Annotated in this window: 22 protein-coding genes; 12 read left to right on the forward strand and 10 right to left on the reverse strand. The window is 45.0% G+C overall.

What is annotated here, in order from left to right; all coding sequences use genetic code 11:
• Nucleotides 1–231: 231 nt before the first annotated feature.
• Genes HRR27_RS06315 through HRR27_RS06335 form a run of 5 tightly spaced genes read left to right on the forward strand, consistent with a single transcriptional unit; the run spans nt 232 to nt 2,729 of the window.
• On the forward strand, nt 232–753 hold the full coding sequence (locus tag HRR27_RS06315) for a single stranded DNA-binding domain-containing protein (protein ID WP_173271968.1): 522 nt from the start codon (nt 232–234) through the stop codon (nt 751–753).
• Between the two features lie 11 nt (nt 754–764).
• Nucleotides 765–1,553 (forward strand): hypothetical protein, encoded by a 789-nt coding sequence (locus HRR27_RS06320; RefSeq protein ID WP_173271970.1) that lies wholly within the window; start codon nt 765–767, stop codon nt 1,551–1,553.
• 41 nt (nt 1,554–1,594) lie between these two features.
• A complete protein-coding gene (locus HRR27_RS06325; protein WP_173271972.1) occupies nt 1,595–2,098 on the forward strand; it encodes a siphovirus Gp157 family protein in 504 nt (167 codons plus the stop codon).
• 12 nt (nt 2,099–2,110) lie between these two features.
• Nucleotides 2,111–2,371 carry a hypothetical protein gene (locus HRR27_RS06330; protein ID WP_173271974.1) on the forward strand — a complete coding sequence of 87 codons (261 nt, stop codon included), beginning with the start codon at nt 2,111–2,113 and terminating at the stop codon, nt 2,369–2,371.
• Complete coding sequence (locus HRR27_RS06335) at nt 2,361–2,729, forward strand: RusA family crossover junction endodeoxyribonuclease (RefSeq protein ID WP_173271976.1); 369 nt, start codon at nt 2,361–2,363, stop codon at nt 2,727–2,729. The genes HRR27_RS06330 and HRR27_RS06335 overlap by 11 nt, the downstream gene beginning before the upstream one ends.
• Nucleotides 2,730–2,846: 117 nt before the next feature.
• Here the strand turns inward: HRR27_RS06335 and HRR27_RS06340 are convergent, their stop codons facing one another.
• The 3 genes from HRR27_RS06340 to HRR27_RS06350 all read right to left on the reverse strand — a co-directional run bounded on the left by HRR27_RS06340 (nt 2,847) and on the right by HRR27_RS06350 (nt 3,921).
• Nucleotides 2,847–3,182 carry a type II toxin-antitoxin system HicB family antitoxin gene (locus HRR27_RS06340; RefSeq protein WP_173271977.1) on the reverse strand — a complete coding sequence of 112 codons (336 nt, stop codon included), beginning with the start codon at nt 3,180–3,182 and terminating at the stop codon, nt 2,847–2,849.
• The gene (locus tag HRR27_RS06345; RefSeq protein WP_173271979.1) at nt 3,179–3,433 is read right to left on the reverse strand and encodes a type II toxin-antitoxin system HicA family toxin; all 255 of its coding nucleotides are present in this window, start codon (nt 3,431–3,433) and stop codon (nt 3,179–3,181) included. Before HRR27_RS06345 ends, HRR27_RS06340 begins: the two co-directional genes overlap by 4 nt.
• Nucleotides 3,434–3,708: 275 nt before the next feature.
• Nucleotides 3,709–3,921 (reverse strand): hypothetical protein, encoded by a 213-nt coding sequence (locus HRR27_RS06350; protein ID WP_173271981.1) that lies wholly within the window; start codon nt 3,919–3,921, stop codon nt 3,709–3,711.
• 581 nt (nt 3,922–4,502) lie between these two features.
• Between HRR27_RS06350 and HRR27_RS06355 the strand changes: the two genes are divergently transcribed.
• A complete protein-coding gene (locus HRR27_RS06355; RefSeq protein WP_173271983.1) occupies nt 4,503–5,129 on the forward strand; it encodes a DsbA family protein in 627 nt (208 codons plus the stop codon).
• A 270-nt stretch (nt 5,130–5,399) separates the two neighbouring features.
• Here HRR27_RS06355 and HRR27_RS06360 read toward each other — a convergent pair whose 3' ends face one another.
• The 5 genes from HRR27_RS06360 to HRR27_RS06380 all read right to left on the reverse strand — a co-directional run bounded on the left by HRR27_RS06360 (nt 5,400) and on the right by HRR27_RS06380 (nt 9,467).
• The gene (locus HRR27_RS06360; RefSeq protein WP_173271985.1) at nt 5,400–5,588 is read right to left on the reverse strand and encodes a hypothetical protein; all 189 of its coding nucleotides are present in this window, start codon (nt 5,586–5,588) and stop codon (nt 5,400–5,402) included.
• A 108-nt stretch (nt 5,589–5,696) separates the two neighbouring features.
• Nucleotides 5,697–7,409 carry a methyl-accepting chemotaxis protein gene (locus tag HRR27_RS06365; RefSeq protein ID WP_173271987.1) on the reverse strand — a complete coding sequence of 571 codons (1,713 nt, stop codon included), beginning with the start codon at nt 7,407–7,409 and terminating at the stop codon, nt 5,697–5,699.
• A gap of 250 nt (nt 7,410–7,659) precedes the next feature.
• Nucleotides 7,660–7,905 carry a hypothetical protein gene (locus HRR27_RS06370; RefSeq protein ID WP_173271989.1) on the reverse strand — a complete coding sequence of 82 codons (246 nt, stop codon included), beginning with the start codon at nt 7,903–7,905 and terminating at the stop codon, nt 7,660–7,662.
• 8 nt (nt 7,906–7,913) lie between these two features.
• Nucleotides 7,914–9,047 (reverse strand): succinyl-diaminopimelate desuccinylase, encoded by a 1,134-nt coding sequence (gene dapE, locus HRR27_RS06375; protein ID WP_173271991.1) that lies wholly within the window; start codon nt 9,045–9,047, stop codon nt 7,914–7,916.
• Nucleotides 9,048–9,116: 69 nt separating this feature from the next.
• The gene (locus tag HRR27_RS06380) at nt 9,117–9,467 is read right to left on the reverse strand and encodes an arsenate reductase (protein ID WP_173271992.1); all 351 of its coding nucleotides are present in this window, start codon (nt 9,465–9,467) and stop codon (nt 9,117–9,119) included.
• Between the two features lie 161 nt (nt 9,468–9,628).
• On the opposite strand from HRR27_RS06380, the gene HRR27_RS06385 reads away from it, so the two are divergent.
• Nucleotides 9,629–10,528 carry a DapH/DapD/GlmU-related protein gene (locus HRR27_RS06385; RefSeq protein WP_173271994.1) on the forward strand — a complete coding sequence of 300 codons (900 nt, stop codon included), beginning with the start codon at nt 9,629–9,631 and terminating at the stop codon, nt 10,526–10,528.
• 151 nt (nt 10,529–10,679) lie between these two features.
• Nucleotides 10,680–11,072, forward strand: coding sequence for a VOC family protein (locus tag HRR27_RS06390; RefSeq protein WP_173271996.1), 393 nt, complete (start codon nt 10,680–10,682; stop codon nt 11,070–11,072).
• Nucleotides 11,073–11,094: 22 nt separating this feature from the next.
• Here HRR27_RS06390 and glnD read toward each other — a convergent pair whose 3' ends face one another.
• Both glnD and map read right to left on the reverse strand, forming a co-directional pair.
• Nucleotides 11,095–13,734, reverse strand: coding sequence for a [protein-PII] uridylyltransferase (glnD, locus tag HRR27_RS06395; protein WP_173271998.1), 2,640 nt, complete (start codon nt 13,732–13,734; stop codon nt 11,095–11,097).
• 32 nt (nt 13,735–13,766) lie between these two features.
• Nucleotides 13,767–14,549, reverse strand: a complete 783-nt coding sequence (map, locus tag HRR27_RS06400; protein WP_173272000.1) for a type I methionyl aminopeptidase — start codon at nt 14,547–14,549, stop codon at nt 13,767–13,769.
• A gap of 259 nt (nt 14,550–14,808) precedes the next feature.
• Here map and rpsB point away from each other — a divergent pair, with 259 nt between their 5' ends.
• The 4 genes from rpsB to frr all read left to right on the forward strand — a co-directional run bounded on the left by rpsB (nt 14,809) and on the right by frr (nt 18,001).
• Nucleotides 14,809–15,549 (forward strand): 30S ribosomal protein S2, encoded by a 741-nt coding sequence (gene rpsB, locus HRR27_RS06405; protein WP_173272001.1) that lies wholly within the window; start codon nt 14,809–14,811, stop codon nt 15,547–15,549.
• 129 nt (nt 15,550–15,678) lie between these two features.
• Nucleotides 15,679–16,590, forward strand: a complete 912-nt coding sequence (tsf, locus tag HRR27_RS06410; protein ID WP_173272003.1) for a translation elongation factor Ts — start codon at nt 15,679–15,681, stop codon at nt 16,588–16,590.
• 126 nt (nt 16,591–16,716) lie between these two features.
• Nucleotides 16,717–17,439 carry a UMP kinase gene (gene pyrH / locus HRR27_RS06415; protein ID WP_173272005.1) on the forward strand — a complete coding sequence of 241 codons (723 nt, stop codon included), beginning with the start codon at nt 16,717–16,719 and terminating at the stop codon, nt 17,437–17,439.
• Between the two features lie 4 nt (nt 17,440–17,443).
• Entirely contained in the window at nt 17,444–18,001 is a 558-nt protein-coding gene (frr, locus tag HRR27_RS06420) for a ribosome recycling factor (protein WP_173272007.1), read from the forward strand.
• Nucleotides 18,002–18,240: the final 239 nt, after the last annotated feature.

The raw sequence follows: 18,240 nt of genomic DNA on the forward strand, positions 1-18,240 counted from the left end.
GTCTAAACACATTTTTATCACGAAATAGCCCGTAAAAATTACGACCCTTTATATATCTGCCATAGGGGGCAGGTAAAAAGAACGGTTTAGAAGAATTTGAAATCTCAAAACAGAAATTAAAAACCACTAACTCAAATCAGAGGAATTGAAACAAAAAAATAGGGTAAGTGGTCATCTACTGAATTGTTACTAATCAAACTGAAATTAGTAATTGAAACGAGGATTAAAAAAATGGCATTCATTAGCGCAAATATTCGATTAGCAAAAGAGCCCCAGAGCCGAACAACTCGAAATAACAATTTCATGGCTACCGGTTTCGGGTTTGCCAAGTTAGGGGAAGATTCCAAAGACCTAGCCCTATCACTGGTTGCCTTTGGTGATGTGGCGAACGAGTTAATGACCTATGCAAAGGGTGACGGCTTAAACGTGGCCGGTACGCTCAAGATCAACAGTTACACCAATCAGCAAAACCAAGAAGTGGAGCAAATCCAAATTACGCTTGATGGTATTGCCGGTCATAACAGCACAAAACAGGTGCAAAACGAAAATAAACAGGGGTACACGCCGCAAACGCTCCCGAACATGAATAACCACAACCAAAACCAAAACGGAGGCCATACAGCGCATGCTATGCGCTCGAACCAAAACACCGGTTTTCATAATCCACAACATCAAGCCGCCTATCAGAATCAGCAACCGCCCCCAATGAACAGCGGTTATAACGATTTTGAAGACGATGACGTGAATTTTTAAGGGGGTGAACGATGCAACCAACACAGCAACAACACTCAAAGCAGGCCGACAACTTGGCGTTATGGGATTCCGTCAGTAAGACCGACCCAGATTACACCAAGTTCAACAAACAGCGCGGCGGGTTTACGTCCATCGACCCGATGTACCAACTTAAGACCGCGACCAAGGTTTTCGGCTTGTATGGCTCCACATGGGGGCTAAGAGACATCCACCACGATTACCGCTTAGTAGAGCCTTTGGGTTTGGTAACGCTTAAGGCGGTTTTCTGGTATCCGTGGGGCGCGTTTGAAATCGGTAACGCCATTCAGATTCGACAGCAAACCCGCAACGGTGAATTTGTGGACGCGGACGCGCTCAAGAAACTGGAAACCAACACCCTAAGCAAGGCGCTTTCAAAGCTTGGGTTTAATGCCGATGTTTACTTGGGGATGTTTGAGGATGCCGCCTACACAGAGCACCGAGCACAAGAGGCCAAGGCTGAAAAGGCAATTGACCAAGAAGCGGAAAAGTTGAAACAGGCGCAAGCATTCGAGACAGAGTTAGCCGATCTACTGCAACGTGTGACCACCGCCCCGAGCATGGGAGAGCTAAAAGGGCTTTACACGATGGCGGTAAGAAAGGCCAATCTGAAAAAGGCGAATCAATGGCTAATCAAACTCGAACGCGCCAAGGATAAACGAAAGGCTGAACTTGAAGCCGTAACGGATGAATCAAAACCCGATCAAGAAACAACCGATTCTAAGGCCGTGCACGGCGAATTAATAGCAAACCAAGGCAATGAGCAACCGGCGGCACATTAACGCCCCCACACCCTACAGAAAGACCGGAAAGGATTAAGAAAATGACCAAACTCTATGAACTCACCACCGAACTAAACGAACTGTCACACCTAGCCTTTGAAGCCGAAGACGATCAGAGTTTTGCGATCGCCATTGCCGACACTATGGAAGGTTTGCAGATGCAGTTTAACGACAAGGCCGAAGCCTTGGTAAAAGTGGCTGAAACACTGGGGGCGAATACCACCGCCATTGATGCCGAAATCAATCGACTACAGGCGCGTAAAAAGACCATTATCAACCGACAAACGGCCTTAAAAGACTACCTGCGCCACAACATGGAAGCCAGTGAAATCACCAAGATAGAAAGCCCGTTATTTACTATTTCACTGGTAAAAGGGCGTGTTATCTGTGAAGTAACTGACGAAGCCGCGCTACCCGATGAATACATGAGCGTTAAGACCGAAATCAAACCGGATAAGGCGGCATTAACCAAGGCGCTAAAGGATGGGCTAGAGATTGCCGGCGCACGCCTGACCATGAGCAAACCAAGCCTAAGAATCAAATAAGGGGGCGTAAATATGACCGAAAACGACATTCAAACGATCAAATCGGCCTGTGTTGCCGCAACAAGTGAACCACTAGCGCAATTATTCCAACGAGTGGCACAGCTTGAAAAGAGTAACGAGCGCCTAGAGGAGCAATGCAAAGTGCTACGGGAAGCCGTTTTTATCAAACAAGGTGAAAAGCAAGATGCAGAGCGAGAGTTATTCAAGCTATCAAACCGCCTGAGCATCATAGAAAGCTATTTACGGGGTGAGGGATTGCCTATTGAGCCGTGAATACCGCCTAACCATTGGCTGGCCTCCCACGGCAAATACCTATTACCGGCGTGCCGGTACCGTGATCTATTTAAGCGCCAAGGGGCGGCTATTCAAGAAACAAGTAGCCCAACAGCTTAAAGCCCTTAATCTACACGGAGAGGGGCTTAAATGCCGGTTATCGGTAACTATTGGACTCTATCCACCGAATAGACGGGCGTTTGATATTGATAACCGTGTAAAGCCGGTACTGGATGCCTTGCAGGACGGCGGCTTAATTGTCGATGATGGGCAAATCGACCGGCTAACGGTAGAACGCTTTGAGAAAGACCCAAATAAGGCCGGTTACTGTCATGTCTGGTTAAGAGAGGCGGGATAAGCTAGCCTTCACCAAGGCGGTAACTTAATGAGGCGTGCCAACTATGCGGGAATGCATTCGCCTGTTAATGGATTAGGGGCATAGAAAACCTAATCTACCGCCCCCAATTTTACGGCTTTAATGCAAAACGACCTTGGACAGGTTTTCCTCAATCCACTGGTTAAGGCTTTTGTTTTCAGCCACGGCAATAGCGGCTATTTTCGCGTGCAGATCAGATGCAATGCGCACGTTAAAACGCCCTGAATACTGTTTCTTAGGCTCAATGCCTTTTTCTTTGCACATATCCAGAAAAGCGGTTAGGGACTGTTTAGCCTCAGTTTTTAAACCCTCAATATCCGAGGCGTAAAAGTCCGCCCCCCCATTCAGGCCGATAAATTCCCCGCGGAATAGTTCAATATCTGAGTCGTAATCAATATGGGCTTTGTAGCCGTCGATTTCTAAAATATTCTTCATGGTTTCACCCCGTTTGATTCAAGCCATTTTCTAACACTGGCAACCGCGCCCTTATCCGTATTAGGTGACGGATGGGGCCGGTGGAAAATACGCACTTCATTAAACAGAAACACGCCAACCCGAGAGCCTTCACGTTCTTCAACTTCACCCCCAAGCGCAATAAAAAGGACTTCAATATCCTTCCACTTGATATTGGCGCTAACAGGGCGTTTAAAAATTAATTCAATGGTTTTTTGGTGTTTTGCTTTCATTGGTTAATGGTACTAAATAGTGGTACCACTGTAAACTAATTAAGGTGAGGTTATTGGCTTTCGGAGGTGGATTTATTGGTTATAGATTGCCAATCTGAAACCGATTAACCGGAAAATGGAGGCGGTGTTACAGTTTTCAAGTTGCCTAAAATTACCTGAAAGGCGGAATTATAGGCACTTTAACGAATACACCAACAGGGTTCAAAACTGGATTAGGTGACTAGAAAAATCCAAAAACCACCAAGCTAGGCATAAAAAAGCCGTCAAAATCCGGCCTAAAATTGTGTTTTTGCTATTTCCCGCCGGTTATTCCGCTCAATTCTGGCATTAAAAAACCATATGGCCGCCACAATAACCGCCACGATCAACAGCAAAGCAAACACCGGCACACCGGGAAACAGCTTAAGTAAGAAACCACCGATCACCAAAATAGCAATAATTCTGATCACGGTATAGAACATGGTTCCGAGTAATTGAAGTAAATACACAAGACACCACAGAATAAAAAAGGCCGCTACCCTTCAAGAATAACCGCCTATGCCTGTCAAATATCGTACGTATTTGCACAGAGTGGGCAACCCACCTAAAAGCCAATTTAAGAGAGTAGCGCCTGTGCACCGGCTCTACACTCGATGCTGATTTATAGCAGTGCACCGCAAATCAAACACCCAGTTAATGAAAAGCTTACCGATTAACCCAAATAAACGCAATCCCACCAAGAACCGAAAATACCCAAAATATCCCGCCTAAAAAAGAAACCCCGCACTAACACCGGAAAATCAAAATTTTGGATTAAATGGGGTAAAAATCGGGGTAAATTTTGAGTTTTATTATTTAAGCCCTTTATATATGGTAATGTTTGGTGCCGGCCCTGGGCATCATTTCATTTCTTTAATTTTTCTTATTAATCACTCATTTGTTTTCGTTTTTACGGTTTTATTTTTCCGTTAATCCATTATTTTGGCTTCGATTTTCTGCGCCTTACATCATGTTTTCCTACTCATAAATGATTCTTTTTCAAGGTAATAAAATTCCTTGTTATGATGAGTGCCATTTAGAGGAAAGTATAATGAAAAGAAATTCTATTTTGGCCGGACTGGTAGTGTTAGTCGGCGTTTTCATGACAGCTTATGTTTTGCAGAGCTCTGATACGACCGATTTGGTAGAGGACAGTTTGGTTCGACCTTATTCGCCAGTAATTGGTCCTGCGGATGCAAAGGTGACTTTAGTTGAGTTTATTGACCCAGCTTGCGAAGCTTGTCGTGCTATGTATCCTTATGTGAAAGAAATTCTCAGTGAGAATCCCGAACAGATTCGTTTGGTTATCCGTTACGTTGATTTTCATGCTCAGTCCAAACAGGCAATTGAAATTTTGGAAGCCGCACGCAAGCAAAACCAGTTTTCTGAGACTTTGGAGTTGTTACTTGGATTTCAGCCGGTTTGGGCGCCACATGGACATGAAGGGGTGGATTTGTGGGAAATCTTGCCGCGCGGTAATTTAGATTTAAGCCAAGCCAGAGTTGATGTCCAGTCCGCTGAAATTGCGTTGCGTATTGCCCAAGATGAACAAGATCGCTTGGCCAATGGCGTTAAAAAAACACCTGGTTTCTTTGTTAATGGCAAGCCGTTGACCATCATGCATCCGGACGTATTGCGCGAGATGATTGCGGCTGAGTTGGCGGCAAGTACTTTATAAGTATAGTTAGAATAAATTTCTAATGACTTCAGGCACAGAAGAATTGGCAGTTGTTTTTGCCATTTTAAGACCTGACAGAAACAAGCAACAGAGTGCAATCGAATTGTTTAAAACCCCTATGGGTGTGGCTTGTACGAGCAACCTCGTTGATCCCTCTCTCATCCATCGCTTTGGTTCTCTATGAGAGGGGGCTGGAGTTTGCTGTTTAGAACTGTTTTCTGATGTTAATTGGAATCATTCTGGGATGTATTCTGTGTCTCCCTACAGAGGTTATGGTGTTTTCTGCACAACACCATCTTTGACTTTAAATTTAAAGCTGCCCGCATTGTCGGTTACTTCGATAATATCCCAGCGTTTTTGCAGATAAAGATCCATGATGATTTCATCTAACCCTTTGTAAGAGATGACAGGGATCTGCGTGCCGGCAGCATCTTTTATAAGAATCGAGAGCATTGACATAACTGCACCTTTTTAGCGGTATTTAAAAGAGTCTAGTCTACTGTAATCCGTCAAGATGATGCAAAAATGGCGCATTCAAAGCGCCATTTATTTGAAGAGAATTATTTTTCAGTGATGTGATAAGCGGTGGCTGGTGTTAATTTGGAACTGTTGTAGCACTTCGAGCACATCGTGTGCTTGTCCAGAGAGACTTTCTGCGGTAGCGGATGTTTCTTCGACAAAAGCGGCATTCTCTTGGGTTGAGCTGTCGATATTGGAAATTTCTTGACCAATACGATTAACGCTTTGCGACTGACTTTCTGCCAGGGAACCAACGGTATCAATGATATGACTGACTTCGGTGGATTTCTGGCGGATTTGGTTTAGGTTGTCTGCCAAACGCCCGACAACTTCAACGCCTGATTGTGATTGCACAACGGCTTTCTCAATTAAGTTTTTAATCTCTTTGGCTGCATCCGCAGATTTTTGTGCCAGATTTCGTACTTCACCCGCTACCACGGCAAAGCCTCGCCCATGTTCGCCAGCACGTGCAGCTTCGACTGCGGCGTTTAAGGCCAATAGGTTGGTTTGGAAAGCGATGCCGTCAATTAACGAAACAATTTGTGTAATCTGTTCTGAGGAGTTTTTAATTTGCTCCATCGATTGCAGTGAAATGGCCATTAACTCGTCTCCGGCTTTGATGAGCGTCTGTTGTTCTTCGGTCGATATGCGCGCTTCTAACACTTTGTTGCGTGTTTGATGAACCTGATCCATGGTTTCTTGCATCACAGAGACGGTTTGTTCGACTGAGTGTGCGGTCTGCTGCGTCCGTTCAGACAGACTCATTGAAGCGGTCGATACTTCGCTGGCGGAGTTTGAAACAGCACGTACCGATTGATTGATTTCATTCATGGCTTGTGCAAGATTGACAACGCTGAGGTTTAAGGCATTTTTGAGTTTGACCAAGTCGCCGTCATACTCGCCGTTTACCGAGAGTGTTAAGTCGCCACTGCTCATTGCTTGCAGCACGGTACCTGCTTCGTTCACCATACGAGCGAGATTCATCTCTTGGTATTTTTGTTCGGTGATGTCGGTGGCAATTTTAATGACTTTATGCGGCGCTTGGTTTGGGTGAGCGACAGGAATATAGGCGGCTTGAATCCAGATTTCACGACCATCTTTGCCAATGCGTTTAAAGTTGCCGCTCTGCTCACTGCCACTTGCCAAGGCTTGCCAGAACACTTGGTATTCAGACGAAGCGGCGTAATCGGGTTCGACAAATAGACTGTGTTTGCGTTGTTTAATCTCGTCGAGAGAGTACCCTAAGGTGTGGCAGAAATTGGGGTTAGCATCGAGGATGGTGCCGTCGGGAGTAAATTCAATCACTGCAAAAGAGCTGTCAATCGCGCGTAGCTTGGCTTGTGCTTCAATTTCTTGTGCTTTTTGCGCGCTGATGTCTGATGCGAACTTAACCACCTTATAAGGTGTGCCATGTTCGTCTAAAATAGGATTGTAGGTCGCCTCTAGCCAGATGCGCTTGCCGTTTTTTCCGATGCGTTGAAACTGCCCAGAGAAAAATTCACCTTGGTTTAAGCGCTGCCAAAATTGTTGATATTCTTGGTTATTGGCGGCATTGTCAGGCATAAAAATCGCGTGTTTTTTGTTTTGAATTTCCGACAAGCTGTAGCCAACGGTTTTTAAGAAATTGTCATTTGCGCTTAGAATGTTGCCTTGCAGGTCAAATTCGATCATTGCCATGGAGCGCTGGATGGCATTCATCGTCTGGCTAAGCTGTTGTTTTTCTTGTACGACTTCTTGGTGGTGTTTTTTGCTGACAAACATACTTTTTTCCTCTCAGTAGCGCCACATATTTTTATTATGCGGATTACATCAAGAGAAAAAAATAAGCAAAAAAAGTTAGCTGCTTTGGTAAATGCCGCACTGATTACTGTCTTGTGGCAAGTAAACAGTGCGTACCTCGTATTTATTGGTCTGTTCTGTTGCGCTTTAAGCGAGAATCAAGTGCGTAGAATTTGCGTGACTGAACATAAGCATCTTATTCTTATTAAAAAAATTTACTAAATCAGTTTGTTTAGCCTTGGTCAAGCCGCTGTATAGGGAAGAGAGTATCAAACACAAAGCCAATCCCGTACACAAAAATAAAAATTAAAATAAATACAATCAAAATCGAGCGTGCTGTTTTGTTTTCGATAAACTTCGCTTTCCACTGCTCGCTTTTGACCAGTGGCCAGACAAAATACAGAAAAATCAGCAGGGCGATAATTTGTAGGCTAATCAGAAGATATTGTATGCCTAGGGGTAAGTCGTTCTCTTGCATACCTAAACCTATTTAATTAAGAGATTAATCATCGTTTGATAATAGATGTCGGTTAGCTTGTGCAAATCGCTGACACTGACGCACTCGTCCACCTTGTGGATGGTCGCATTTAATGGACCGAGTTCAATGGTTTGTGCGCCGGTCGGTGCAATAAAACGCCCATCTGAAGTTCCGCCGCCTGTGGAGAGTTGTGGTTGGTAGCCAACAATCGCTTCACAGGCTTGACTGATAGCGGTAATCAGTTCGCCATCGGCTTCGGTGATAAATGGATTGCCGGATAGGTTCCAGGTTAACTCGTAATTCAGGTTGTGATGGTCCAGTATCGCGTGCACACTCTGTTGCAGGCTTTCCGCAGTGTGTTCAGTAGAGAAGCGGAAGTTAAAGAGTACGGTCGTTTCGCCAGGAATCACATTGGTTGCGCCAGTGCCAGCGTGGATGTTTGAGATTTGAAACGAGGTCGGTGGGAAATAGTCATTACCGTGGTCCCAAACCACATTGACCAATTGCTCCAATGCGGGTGCGACGTTGTGAATTGGGTTGTCGGCTAAATCAGGATAGGCGATATGTCCTTGAATGCCTTTTACTGCCAGTTTGCCGTTGAGTGAGCCGCGACGACCATTTTTAATGGAGTCGCCCAGTTTATGTGAGCTGGATGGTTCGCCGACAATACAGTATTCAAAGGTTTCGTTTCGCGCTTGCAGTGTTTCGATCACTTTGACGGTGCCGTCAATTGCCGGACCTTCTTCATCACTAGTAATTAGATACGCAATTGAGCCTTTGTGGTTTGGGTAGGTTTCCACAAAACGTTTACTGGCGGCCATAAAGCAGGCAATAGAGCTTTTCATGTCGGCCGCGCCGCGGCCGTAGAGCATGTCACCTTCGATATGCGCTGCAAAGGGCGGAAAGGTCCAAGCTTCTTGTGGGCCAGTTGGAACGACATCGGTGTGACCGGCAAAGACTAAACAAGGGCTTTCGCTGCCACGACGAGCCCAAAGATTGCTGACTTCGCCAAACGGCAGAGATTCACTAACAAAGCCCAATGGATGAAGGTAGTCACAAATCATCTGTTGACAGCCTTTATCATTCGGCGTGATGGAATCGATACGGATTAATGCTTGGGCTAAATCAAGGGTTTCGCTCATGGGGGTCTCAGTATTGCTCGTTTGCGTTTATAGGGCGCAACTTACTTTACAGTAAGCCTTGGCTGTTTGTTAAATATGTTGTTGGTATTGCACAGGGTCAAAACCAAAGAGTATTCCTTGTTCGGTCTGCAGCACCGGACGTTTAATCAGGGTCGGTTCAGTAATTAATAGAGCGATGGCCTCTGCAGAGGGCGTTGTTGAGTTGAGTAATTCTTTTTGAGTCTCATCGAGTGCTCGCCAGCTGGTGCTACGCTTGTTTACGAGTGTTGGCCAGTCGCTGTGTGTCAACCATTGCTGGATAATGTCTGGATTTAAAGGGGTTTTGCGAAAATCAATAAATTCAACTTCACACGCGTGTGCTGCCAGATACTTACGTGCTTTACGCACGGTGTCGCAATTGCTAATTCCGAACAGTTTCATTTTTCGCCCTTTTAAATGCCGGTCTATCAAAATAAAATTCGCCTAATTATATCGGTTTATGGAGTGTTTTGTCTCATGGCTTTGTATCTATTTCTACAAGAGGGTATACTTTCGCTTTTATAAAATTTAACCCGAATACCCATCTTAGAGAGAAAGAATTTATGACCATTAAGCGAATTGGCCACCGTTACACCGATGCAAAATCTGGCACAACCTTAGATGTTTGGTTTCCTCGTTCAAATCAACAAATCGCGCGTAACTGCCTTGCCTTGCAAGCGGGTATTATCAAAAGTGATTTTGTCACCGTTGAAATTGCATCTGTAGACGATGCGCCGCAATCTGCTGAAGACGCCTATTTGCGTCTGCATCTTTTGTCAGAATGTGCTTACAAGCCACATCAGATTAACTTAGAGGGGGTATTCGGTTTATTGGCCAATGTGGCTTGGACGAATGCTGGGCCAGTCCTTCCGGCAGAGGTTGAGAATCTACGCTCGGCCATTCAACAAGAACCGTTGCAGTTGATGATTACCTCAATTGATAAATTTCCGCGAATGGTTGACTATGTGGTTCCGGAGGGTGTGCGTATTGGTGATGCGGATCGTGTTCGTTTAGGCGCGCATTTGGCACCGGGCACCACGATCATGCACGAAGGTTTTGTCAATTTTAACGCCGGTACTTTAGGGCACTCAATGGTTGAAGGGCGTATTTCTGCCGGTGTGGTGGTTGATGATCATACTGACATTGGTGGCGGTGCGTCGATTATGGGAACCTTGTCCGGTGGTGGCAAGCAAGTGATTTCTATGGGGCAGCGTAATCTGTTAGGAGCAAACGCTGGGCTTGGAATCTCTTTAGGCGATGACTGTATTGTTGAGTCAGGTCTGTATTTAACCGCTGGAACTAAGGTGCAAATGCCGGATGGTTCGGTTATTTCGGCACGCGATTTATCAGGTCAGTCCAAGCTGTTATTCCGTCGCCATAGCCAGACTGGGCAAGTGCAAGCGATTATGACCGATGGCACTTTATGGGGTGGTCTAAACTCTGAATTACATAAAAACGACTAAGGAGACATTGGAATTAGTTTCCATTGACCTCTGTGCCTGGGCGAATTGGACTTGTTCTATATCTGCCTAAGTCATTCAGTCGCTTATTTAAAGACCCAGCTTTTTGGCTGGGTTTTTTGTCCTTTAAAGATGACTAATAAGGATTCTTAGAATGCCGAACCTTTTACAAACTGTTTTGGGTGTTGACCATGTGAGTGTGATTGTGACCGACACTCAAGCGGCTTGCGAGTTTTATCAGCATGCGCTTGGATTGGCGGTTTTGGATCGTCCAAATTTGGGTTTTCCTGGCGCGTGGCTCGATTTGGGCGCAGGGCAGACATTGCATTTATTGGAGGTAAAGCGCGCACATATTGACGCTCAGTATCTTCCGGAACACGGAGGGAGAGACTTTCATTTTGCCTTAAAAGTCAAAAAGATAGAGCCGTTTGTTACAAATTTAGAGCGAATGGGTGTGGCATACAATAAAAGCCGTTCCGGAAGGCAGGCGCTATTTTTTCGTGATCCAGACGGCAATGCGATTGAATTGAGTGAAGTGTCGGCTTAAGTTTTTAAGCCGGCACAACCGCTTATTTTTCCAAATTTTCAATTAGGCTTTCGCGCAAACGCGTTTTGAGTTCATTGGTGTTGACGGCCTGGTTCTCAGTGTCACTGATCACAAACCAATCTTCTGCTTTTTCTCCGACCGTGGTGATGCGTGCATCGTGCAGGCGTATTTTGCAATTACGCAGTGCGCAACCAATCCGTGACAATAGGCCTGGGCTGTCTTTGGTGGTAATGTGCAATTCACTGCGGTGTTCGTTGAGTTGGACAAACTGGATTTCGGTTGGGGTTTCAAAGCAGCGCATCCGGCGATTCAAAAAGTTATTCGGTTGCATTGGCTGTACTTCTTCGCGCAGCATCTGCTCGCGAATCGTATCGCATATCAACTGGCTCTTCTCTTTATTAATCGACTGATGGTCTTCACGATTTAGGAAGTACATTAACACTAAAGTCATTCCGTCGTTGCTGGCGAAAATTCGCGCTTCCATAATGTCCTGCTTGAGCTTGTCCAGCGCATGGGTAATGTGTGCAAACAGATAATCTCGGTCGGGCATATACATCATCAGTTCAGATGCGCCACGGGCGCTTTTTGCTCGGACTTTAATTAGAGTTTGTGTTTTGTCTGCTTGGTACAGTTCTTGGGTAATACGCGCGACTTCTTGCGGGCTCTGGCGGCTGAAAAATGCGCTATCGGCCATTGAATCCCAAAAACGTTGGTAGTCCGCTGCTTTAATCTCGCGTTTAGAAAGGTGTTCTTTGGCTTTTTCTTGAGTTTGCAGCGCTTTCATCGCCTTGTTTTTTGGGATGTTGGAAGTGAGTTCTAGCGCTTTGTAGGTCTCGTGGTACAGTTCGAGGAATAGCGAGTTTTTCCAGTCGTTCCAGACATCTTCAGAGGTAGCGCAAACATCGGCAACCGTCAATAGATAGAGATGATTAAGATGGTTTTGGTCGCCGATGAGCTTGGCAAATTCATTGATGATTTGTGGGTCGCTTAAATCCTTACGTTGCGCGACATGAGAAAATTCCAGATGGTGGCGCACTAGCCACTCTATCATCTCTTGGTCTTTTTTTGGCAGGTTGTGTTGTTTGGCAAACTCAGCAGCGTCGATTGCGCCAAGCACTTCATGTGCGCCGCTGCGTCCTTTGGCGATATCGTGAAAGAGACCGGCTAAAAATAGGACTTCTGGGCGGCAAATCTGTTTGGATATCTGATGTGCCGTTGGAAATTCGTAGGCGTACTCTTCAACAAAAAAACGCCGCAGATTGCGAATTACTAAAATAGTGTGGTCATCAACCGTGTATGCATGAAAGATGTTAAATTGCATCAGGCCGCTGATTTTCTTAAAAACCGGCAGGTAGCTGTCTAAGATGCCATAACTGTGCATTCGGCGTACTGAGGCATTCACCCCGCTCGGTTGTCGGAAAATCTCAATAAACAAGGCGCGGTTGATTGGGTCGGCGCGGAACGAGTCATTAATAAAATGTAGGTGGTCACGTATTGAGCGAATGGCGTTAGAACGTAACCCTTTAATTTCCGGTAGGTTGGCGAGGGCGACAAACACTTCAAGCAGCGCTGTTGGGTTGATTTCAAAGACTGCCGGATGCGTGATGTCTAAATAGTCGTTACGAATGCAAAAGCGATTATTGATTGGGATAATGTGATTTTTACCGTCCTCAAATAGGGTTTCGCGGAAGTGTTGTAATAAGATTTCGTTGAGTTTGGCGACACTCTGAACATTGCGGTAGTAGCCGCTCATAAACTGCTCAACCGCCATTTTTTCAGGGTTGTCTTCGTAGCCGAAAAGTTCCGCAATTTGCTGTTGATAGTCAAATTGCAAGCGGTCTTCGCGACGGCGACGCAGGTGTTGCAGCGCAAAGCGAATGCGGTTTAGGTATTTATTGGCCGCTTCCATCTCAACGTATTCTTCAATCGAGAGGAAGTTACGTTGCACGAGTTCGTGCAACGACTTTACCCTAAAGTAGCGCTTTGCTACCCAGTTAATCATGTGGATGTCGCGTAAACCGCCTGGGCTCTCTTTGATATTGGGCTCAAGTTGATAGGTGGTGTCTTGAAAGCGGTTATGGCGTTGTTGCTGTTCTTCTGTTTTGGCGCTAAAAAAGTCTTTAATTGGCCAGAAATCTTTACGCGCCCAGAGGCTAATCAACCCTTGAAAAGCTTGGTATTCACCGGTTATCCAACGCGCTTCGAGTAAATTGGTGGCGGTGGTAACGTCTTTCATCCCTTCTTCAAAGCACTCGTCCAAGGTGCGGATGGCATGCCCGACATCAAAGCCTAAATCCCATAACAGAGTAATAAAGGCGGACAACGGCTCTTGGAGTTGATTGGGCGTTTCGGTCAACACGAGTAGATCAATATCCGAGTAAGGATGGAGTTCGCCTCGACCATAACCCCCAACGGCAATTAAAGCCGCATCGGGATCCATGATGAAATGTCCCCAGATTTTTTTGAGAAACTGGTCAACAAATGTCGCCCTTTCTTTAATCAGTTCAGCGACTGGCGCGCCTTCTTCATATTGTGTGAATTGATAATCCGTAAAGCGTTTGATGACGTTACGGCCCGCCTTGATTTTGTCTTTCAAGGGGATTTCTGCATCATTCAAGGCATTCACAAATTGTGGTAAAGAAGGACGGTTTAGTTCGCTCATTAGTTAGGGGCTCGATTGATAATCCATGAAAGTTACGGTAAAAACGGCTGTTCGTCCGTGCGTAAGGTAAAGATTTCATAACCGTCATCAGTGACGGCTAGGGTATGCTCCCATTGAGCTGAAAGCTTGCGGTCTTTGGTGACGACCGTCCAGTTATCCGGCAGGAGTTTAATATGGGGTTTACCGAGATTAATCATCGGCTCGACAGTAAAAACCATGCCCGGTTTAAGGACAATGTTTTTTAATTCCTCGGCGGCATAATGCAACACTTGCGGTTCTTCATGGAAATCTGCACCGATACCGTGTCCGCAATATTCGCGCACCACCGAATAATTATTCGCTTCGGCGTGGGTTTGAATCGCTAATGCGACATCATAAAGAGTGGCTCCGGGTTTGACTTGTTGAATGCCCAGCCATAGACATTCCCTAGCCACTTGGCATAAACGTGACGCAAAAGGTTTAACCTCATCCACTGTAAACATCATGCTGGTATCGCCGTGGTAACCGTCTTTAATTACGGTAACGTCAATATTGACGATATCCCCTTTTTTGAGTTTTTTAGTGTCTTCCGGAATGCCATGACAGACCACTTGGTTGATCGAAATGCAGCTTGATGCTGGAAAACCGTGATAGTTTAGCGTGGCAGGAATGGTGCCTTGTTGATTAACCATGTAGTCGTGCATGATGCGGTTGAGTTCCCCTGTGCTGACGCCGGGAATAACATACGGAGCAATCATCTCTAAAACGTCGGCAGCGAGTTTGCCGGCGACGCGCATTTTTTGTATTTCTTCTGCAGTTTTAATCTTAATGGTCATTACAACTTAATCTTTTGGTTAATTTAGCCGAGCCGGAGTTTGGTCAGGGCTAGGGCGGAAATTATCGGAGTGACTGGCTTTTTTCATTGAGCAAATAGACAAAATGTGATATAAATGCCGCGCCTCTCAAATGAGGTAAATTTTAACAGAAAATCCGCACGTTTACCGGCACATAAAACGGGGTGCTTTGGCTTTTATTGCCATGGTTCGTTTCTATGGGTATTCGGAGGCTTAACCCCACTATTTGGAGAATTAAAACATGGCAAAAGTTACCATGCGTGAAATGTTGGAAGCTGGTGTTCACTTCGGTCACCAGACTCGTTATTGGAATCCTAAAATGTCTGAGTACATTTTTGGTGAGCGTAACAAAATCCATATCGTTAACTTAGAAAAAACACTTCCTTTGTTCAACGATGCGCTAAATTTTATGGGTGGCATTGCTGCGCATAAAGGTAAAGTTCTTTTTGTTGGTACTAAAAAAGCAGCAAGCGAAATCGTTAAGCAAGAAGCGATGCGTTGTGGCATGCCATACGTTGATTACCGTTGGTTAGGCGGTATGTTGACAAACTTCAAAACCATCAAGCAATCCATCAAGCGTCTAAAAGAACTTGAAGTAATGGAGCAAGATGGGACTTTTGAAAAAGTAACCAAAAAAGAAGCACTAATGCTGACTCGTCAAAAGCAAAAACTAGAGCTTTCTTTGGGTGGTATCAAAGATATGCGCGCTATGCCAGATGCAATCTTCATCATCGATACCGGTAATGAAAAAATTGCAATCCAAGAAGCGAAAACACTAGGTATTCCAGTAGTTGGTGTTGTTGATACCAACAACGACCCACGTGGTGTTGACTATGTTATCCCAGGTAATGATGATGCGATTCGTGCGATCAAACTTTACCTAGGTGCTGCAGCCGACGCAATTAACGAAGGTGTTGCTTCAATCACTACTGCAGTTGAAGGCGATGATTTTGTTGAAGCTGAAGAACAAGCAGCTGAATAATTTCTAAGCTTGATTGTCTGTTCATTGATTTAATGGGCAGACAGTTTTATCCCGTTTTTTTTAAATCGGTTGTTTATCAGATAGGCAACGGGTTTTAAACCCTCTTTTAAAGATCTAAGGAATATATACATGGCAATTACGGCTGCAATGGTAAAAGAGCTGCGCGAAATCACAAGCGCAGGGATGATGGACTGTAAAAAAGCATTGACTGAAACCGATGGTGACATGGAAGCTGCGATTGAGTTCTTGCGTAAAAAAGGAATGGCTGGTGCGGATAAGAAAGCGGGCCGTGTTGCGGCAGAAGGCGTTATCGCAATCGCTATTTCGGGTGACAAGAAAACAGCAGCTATCGCTGAAGTAAACTGTGAAACTGATTTCGTTGCCAAAGGTGATGAGTTCAAGTCGTTTGCAGATGAAATCGCGCAAATCGCATTGGCGAATAAAACCACTGATATTGAAGCGGTTCTTGCTGCGACCATGGCTTCTGGTAAAACCGTTGACGAGCGTCGTCGCGAACTTATCGCCAAAATCGGTGAGAACATGGGCGTGCGTCGTTTAGAAATCGTTGAAACAAACGGTGAGATCGGTCAATACCAGCACGGTGAGAAAATCGGTGTCGTTGTTGCAATGGAAGGCGGTAATGACGCGCTTATCCGTGATGTTGCGATGCACGTTGCTGCGGTAAAACCACAAGCGATTTCAACAGACGACCTAGATCAAGCGGTTGTTGAGAAAGAGCGTGCTTTCCAAATTGAGAAAGCGCAAGAAGATAATGCAAATCTTCCAGAAGATAAGCGTAAGCCATTGGAAATTATCGAGAAGATGATTGAAGGTCGTATGCGTAAGTTTGCAAGTGATATTACTCTGTTAGAGCAAGAGTTTGTTAAGGATCCTAGTCAAAAAGTTAAGGACCTTTTAAAATCGAACTCAGCAAACGTCGCTTGTTTCATTCGTTTGGAAGTGGGTGAAGGGATTGAAATCCAAGAAACTAACTTTGCTGACGAAGTAGCAGAAGCTGCACGTATCGCACAAGGTAAATAATCTTGTTGTAAAAGACCATGGCAGGGTAGCAATACCTTGCTGTGGTTTTTTTGTAACTGAAAATTATTTTTAAAAGGCTGTTTAATACAGTGATTTTAAAAATGGTTTTACTTACCAGGACGGAAAATGACACTTAAATACAAACGTATATTACTTAAATTTAGTGGCGAAGCTTTAATGGGTGAAGGGGAGTTTGGTCTGTGTGCCAGCACCTTGCGTAAAGTGGTTCAGCAAGTCAAAGATTTGCGCGACCTCGGCGTCGAAGTCGGTATCGTTGTTGGCGGCGGCAACATTTTCCGTGGCGCGCAAATTCAAGGTTCCGGAATCGCGCGTACCACTGGCGATCACATGGGGATGATGGCGACCGTCATTAATGCGCTGGCATTACGCGATGTGATTGAATCGATGGGAATGAAAGCGCAAGTGCTTTCAGCTATGTCGATTGAGGGAATTGCTACCGACGGTTTTAACGCGAATGTTGCTAAAAAATTATTGAGTGCCGGTGAAGTGGTTATTTTTGCAGCCGGAACCGGTAGTCCGTTTTTTACTACAGATACTGCTGCCGCCTTGCGTGGTGTTGAAATCGATGCAGATATCGTATTGAAAGCGACTAAAGTGGACGGTATTTACAGTGCTGACCCGAAAAAAGATCCAGCTGCCGTGCGTTACAGTGTGCTGAGTTACGATCAAGTGATTCAACAAAACTTACAAGTTATGGACATGACGGCTTTTGTATTGTGTCGCGATCACAAAATGCCGATTCGCGTGTTTGATATGTTTAAGGACCAAGCTGTCATTCGCATTGTAAAAGGTGAAGACGAAGGGACTTTGGTCAGTACAGGAGAATAATGAAATGTTACAAGATATTCAAAAAGATGCGCAGCAGCGTATGCAAAAATCTTTTGAGAGCTTAGAAGTTAACTTCGCTAAAATTCGTACCGGACGTGCGCATCCTTCTATTTTGGATAGCGTTATGGTCGATTACTATGGCTCGGATGTGCCTTTAAGTCAGGTTGCCAACATTGGTCTTGAAGATGCGCGCACTCTAACCGTTCAACCTTGGGAATATCCGATGGTGGCGAAAGTCGAGAAAGCGATTATGATGTCTGATCTTGGGGTGAATCCAAACACCAATGGTAGTTTGATTCGTATTCCAATGCCGCCATTAACTGAAGAACGTCGCCGTGATTTAACCAAAGTGGCACGTAACGATGCTGAGCAAGCTCGTGTGGCCATTCGTAATGTCCGTCGTGATGCGAATAGTGATATAAAAGCTCTGTTAAAAGAGAAAGAAATTACCGAAGATGAAGCGCGTGGTGCGGAAGATGCGATTCAAAAAATAACCGATGAAGTCGTTAAACGTGTCGATGCCTTGCTTGCAGAGAAAGAAGCATCCTTGATGGAAGTCTAAGTTTTGTTAGACCCAGATAATTCACCGCTTGCTTAATGATTTGTCATTGAGAGCATTCGCTATTTAACCCGAAATAGGGCATAATTAGCGTCTTTGGTGGCGTCTATAAAAGCCAAAAATCGCTACGGTTTTTGGCTTTTTTTATTTGAAGAACTGCGCGTTTGACCAAGTTGATACATTACTCATTCATAAGGACCGTGTTTTGTCTGAAAGTACCGCCGCACAGATTCCAAAGCATA

The sequence above is a fragment of the Thiosulfatimonas sediminis genome (assembly GCF_011398355.1).
In the GTDB taxonomy this organism is placed as follows: Bacteria; Pseudomonadota; Gammaproteobacteria; order Thiomicrospirales; family Thiomicrospiraceae; genus Thiomicrorhabdus; species Thiomicrorhabdus sediminis_A.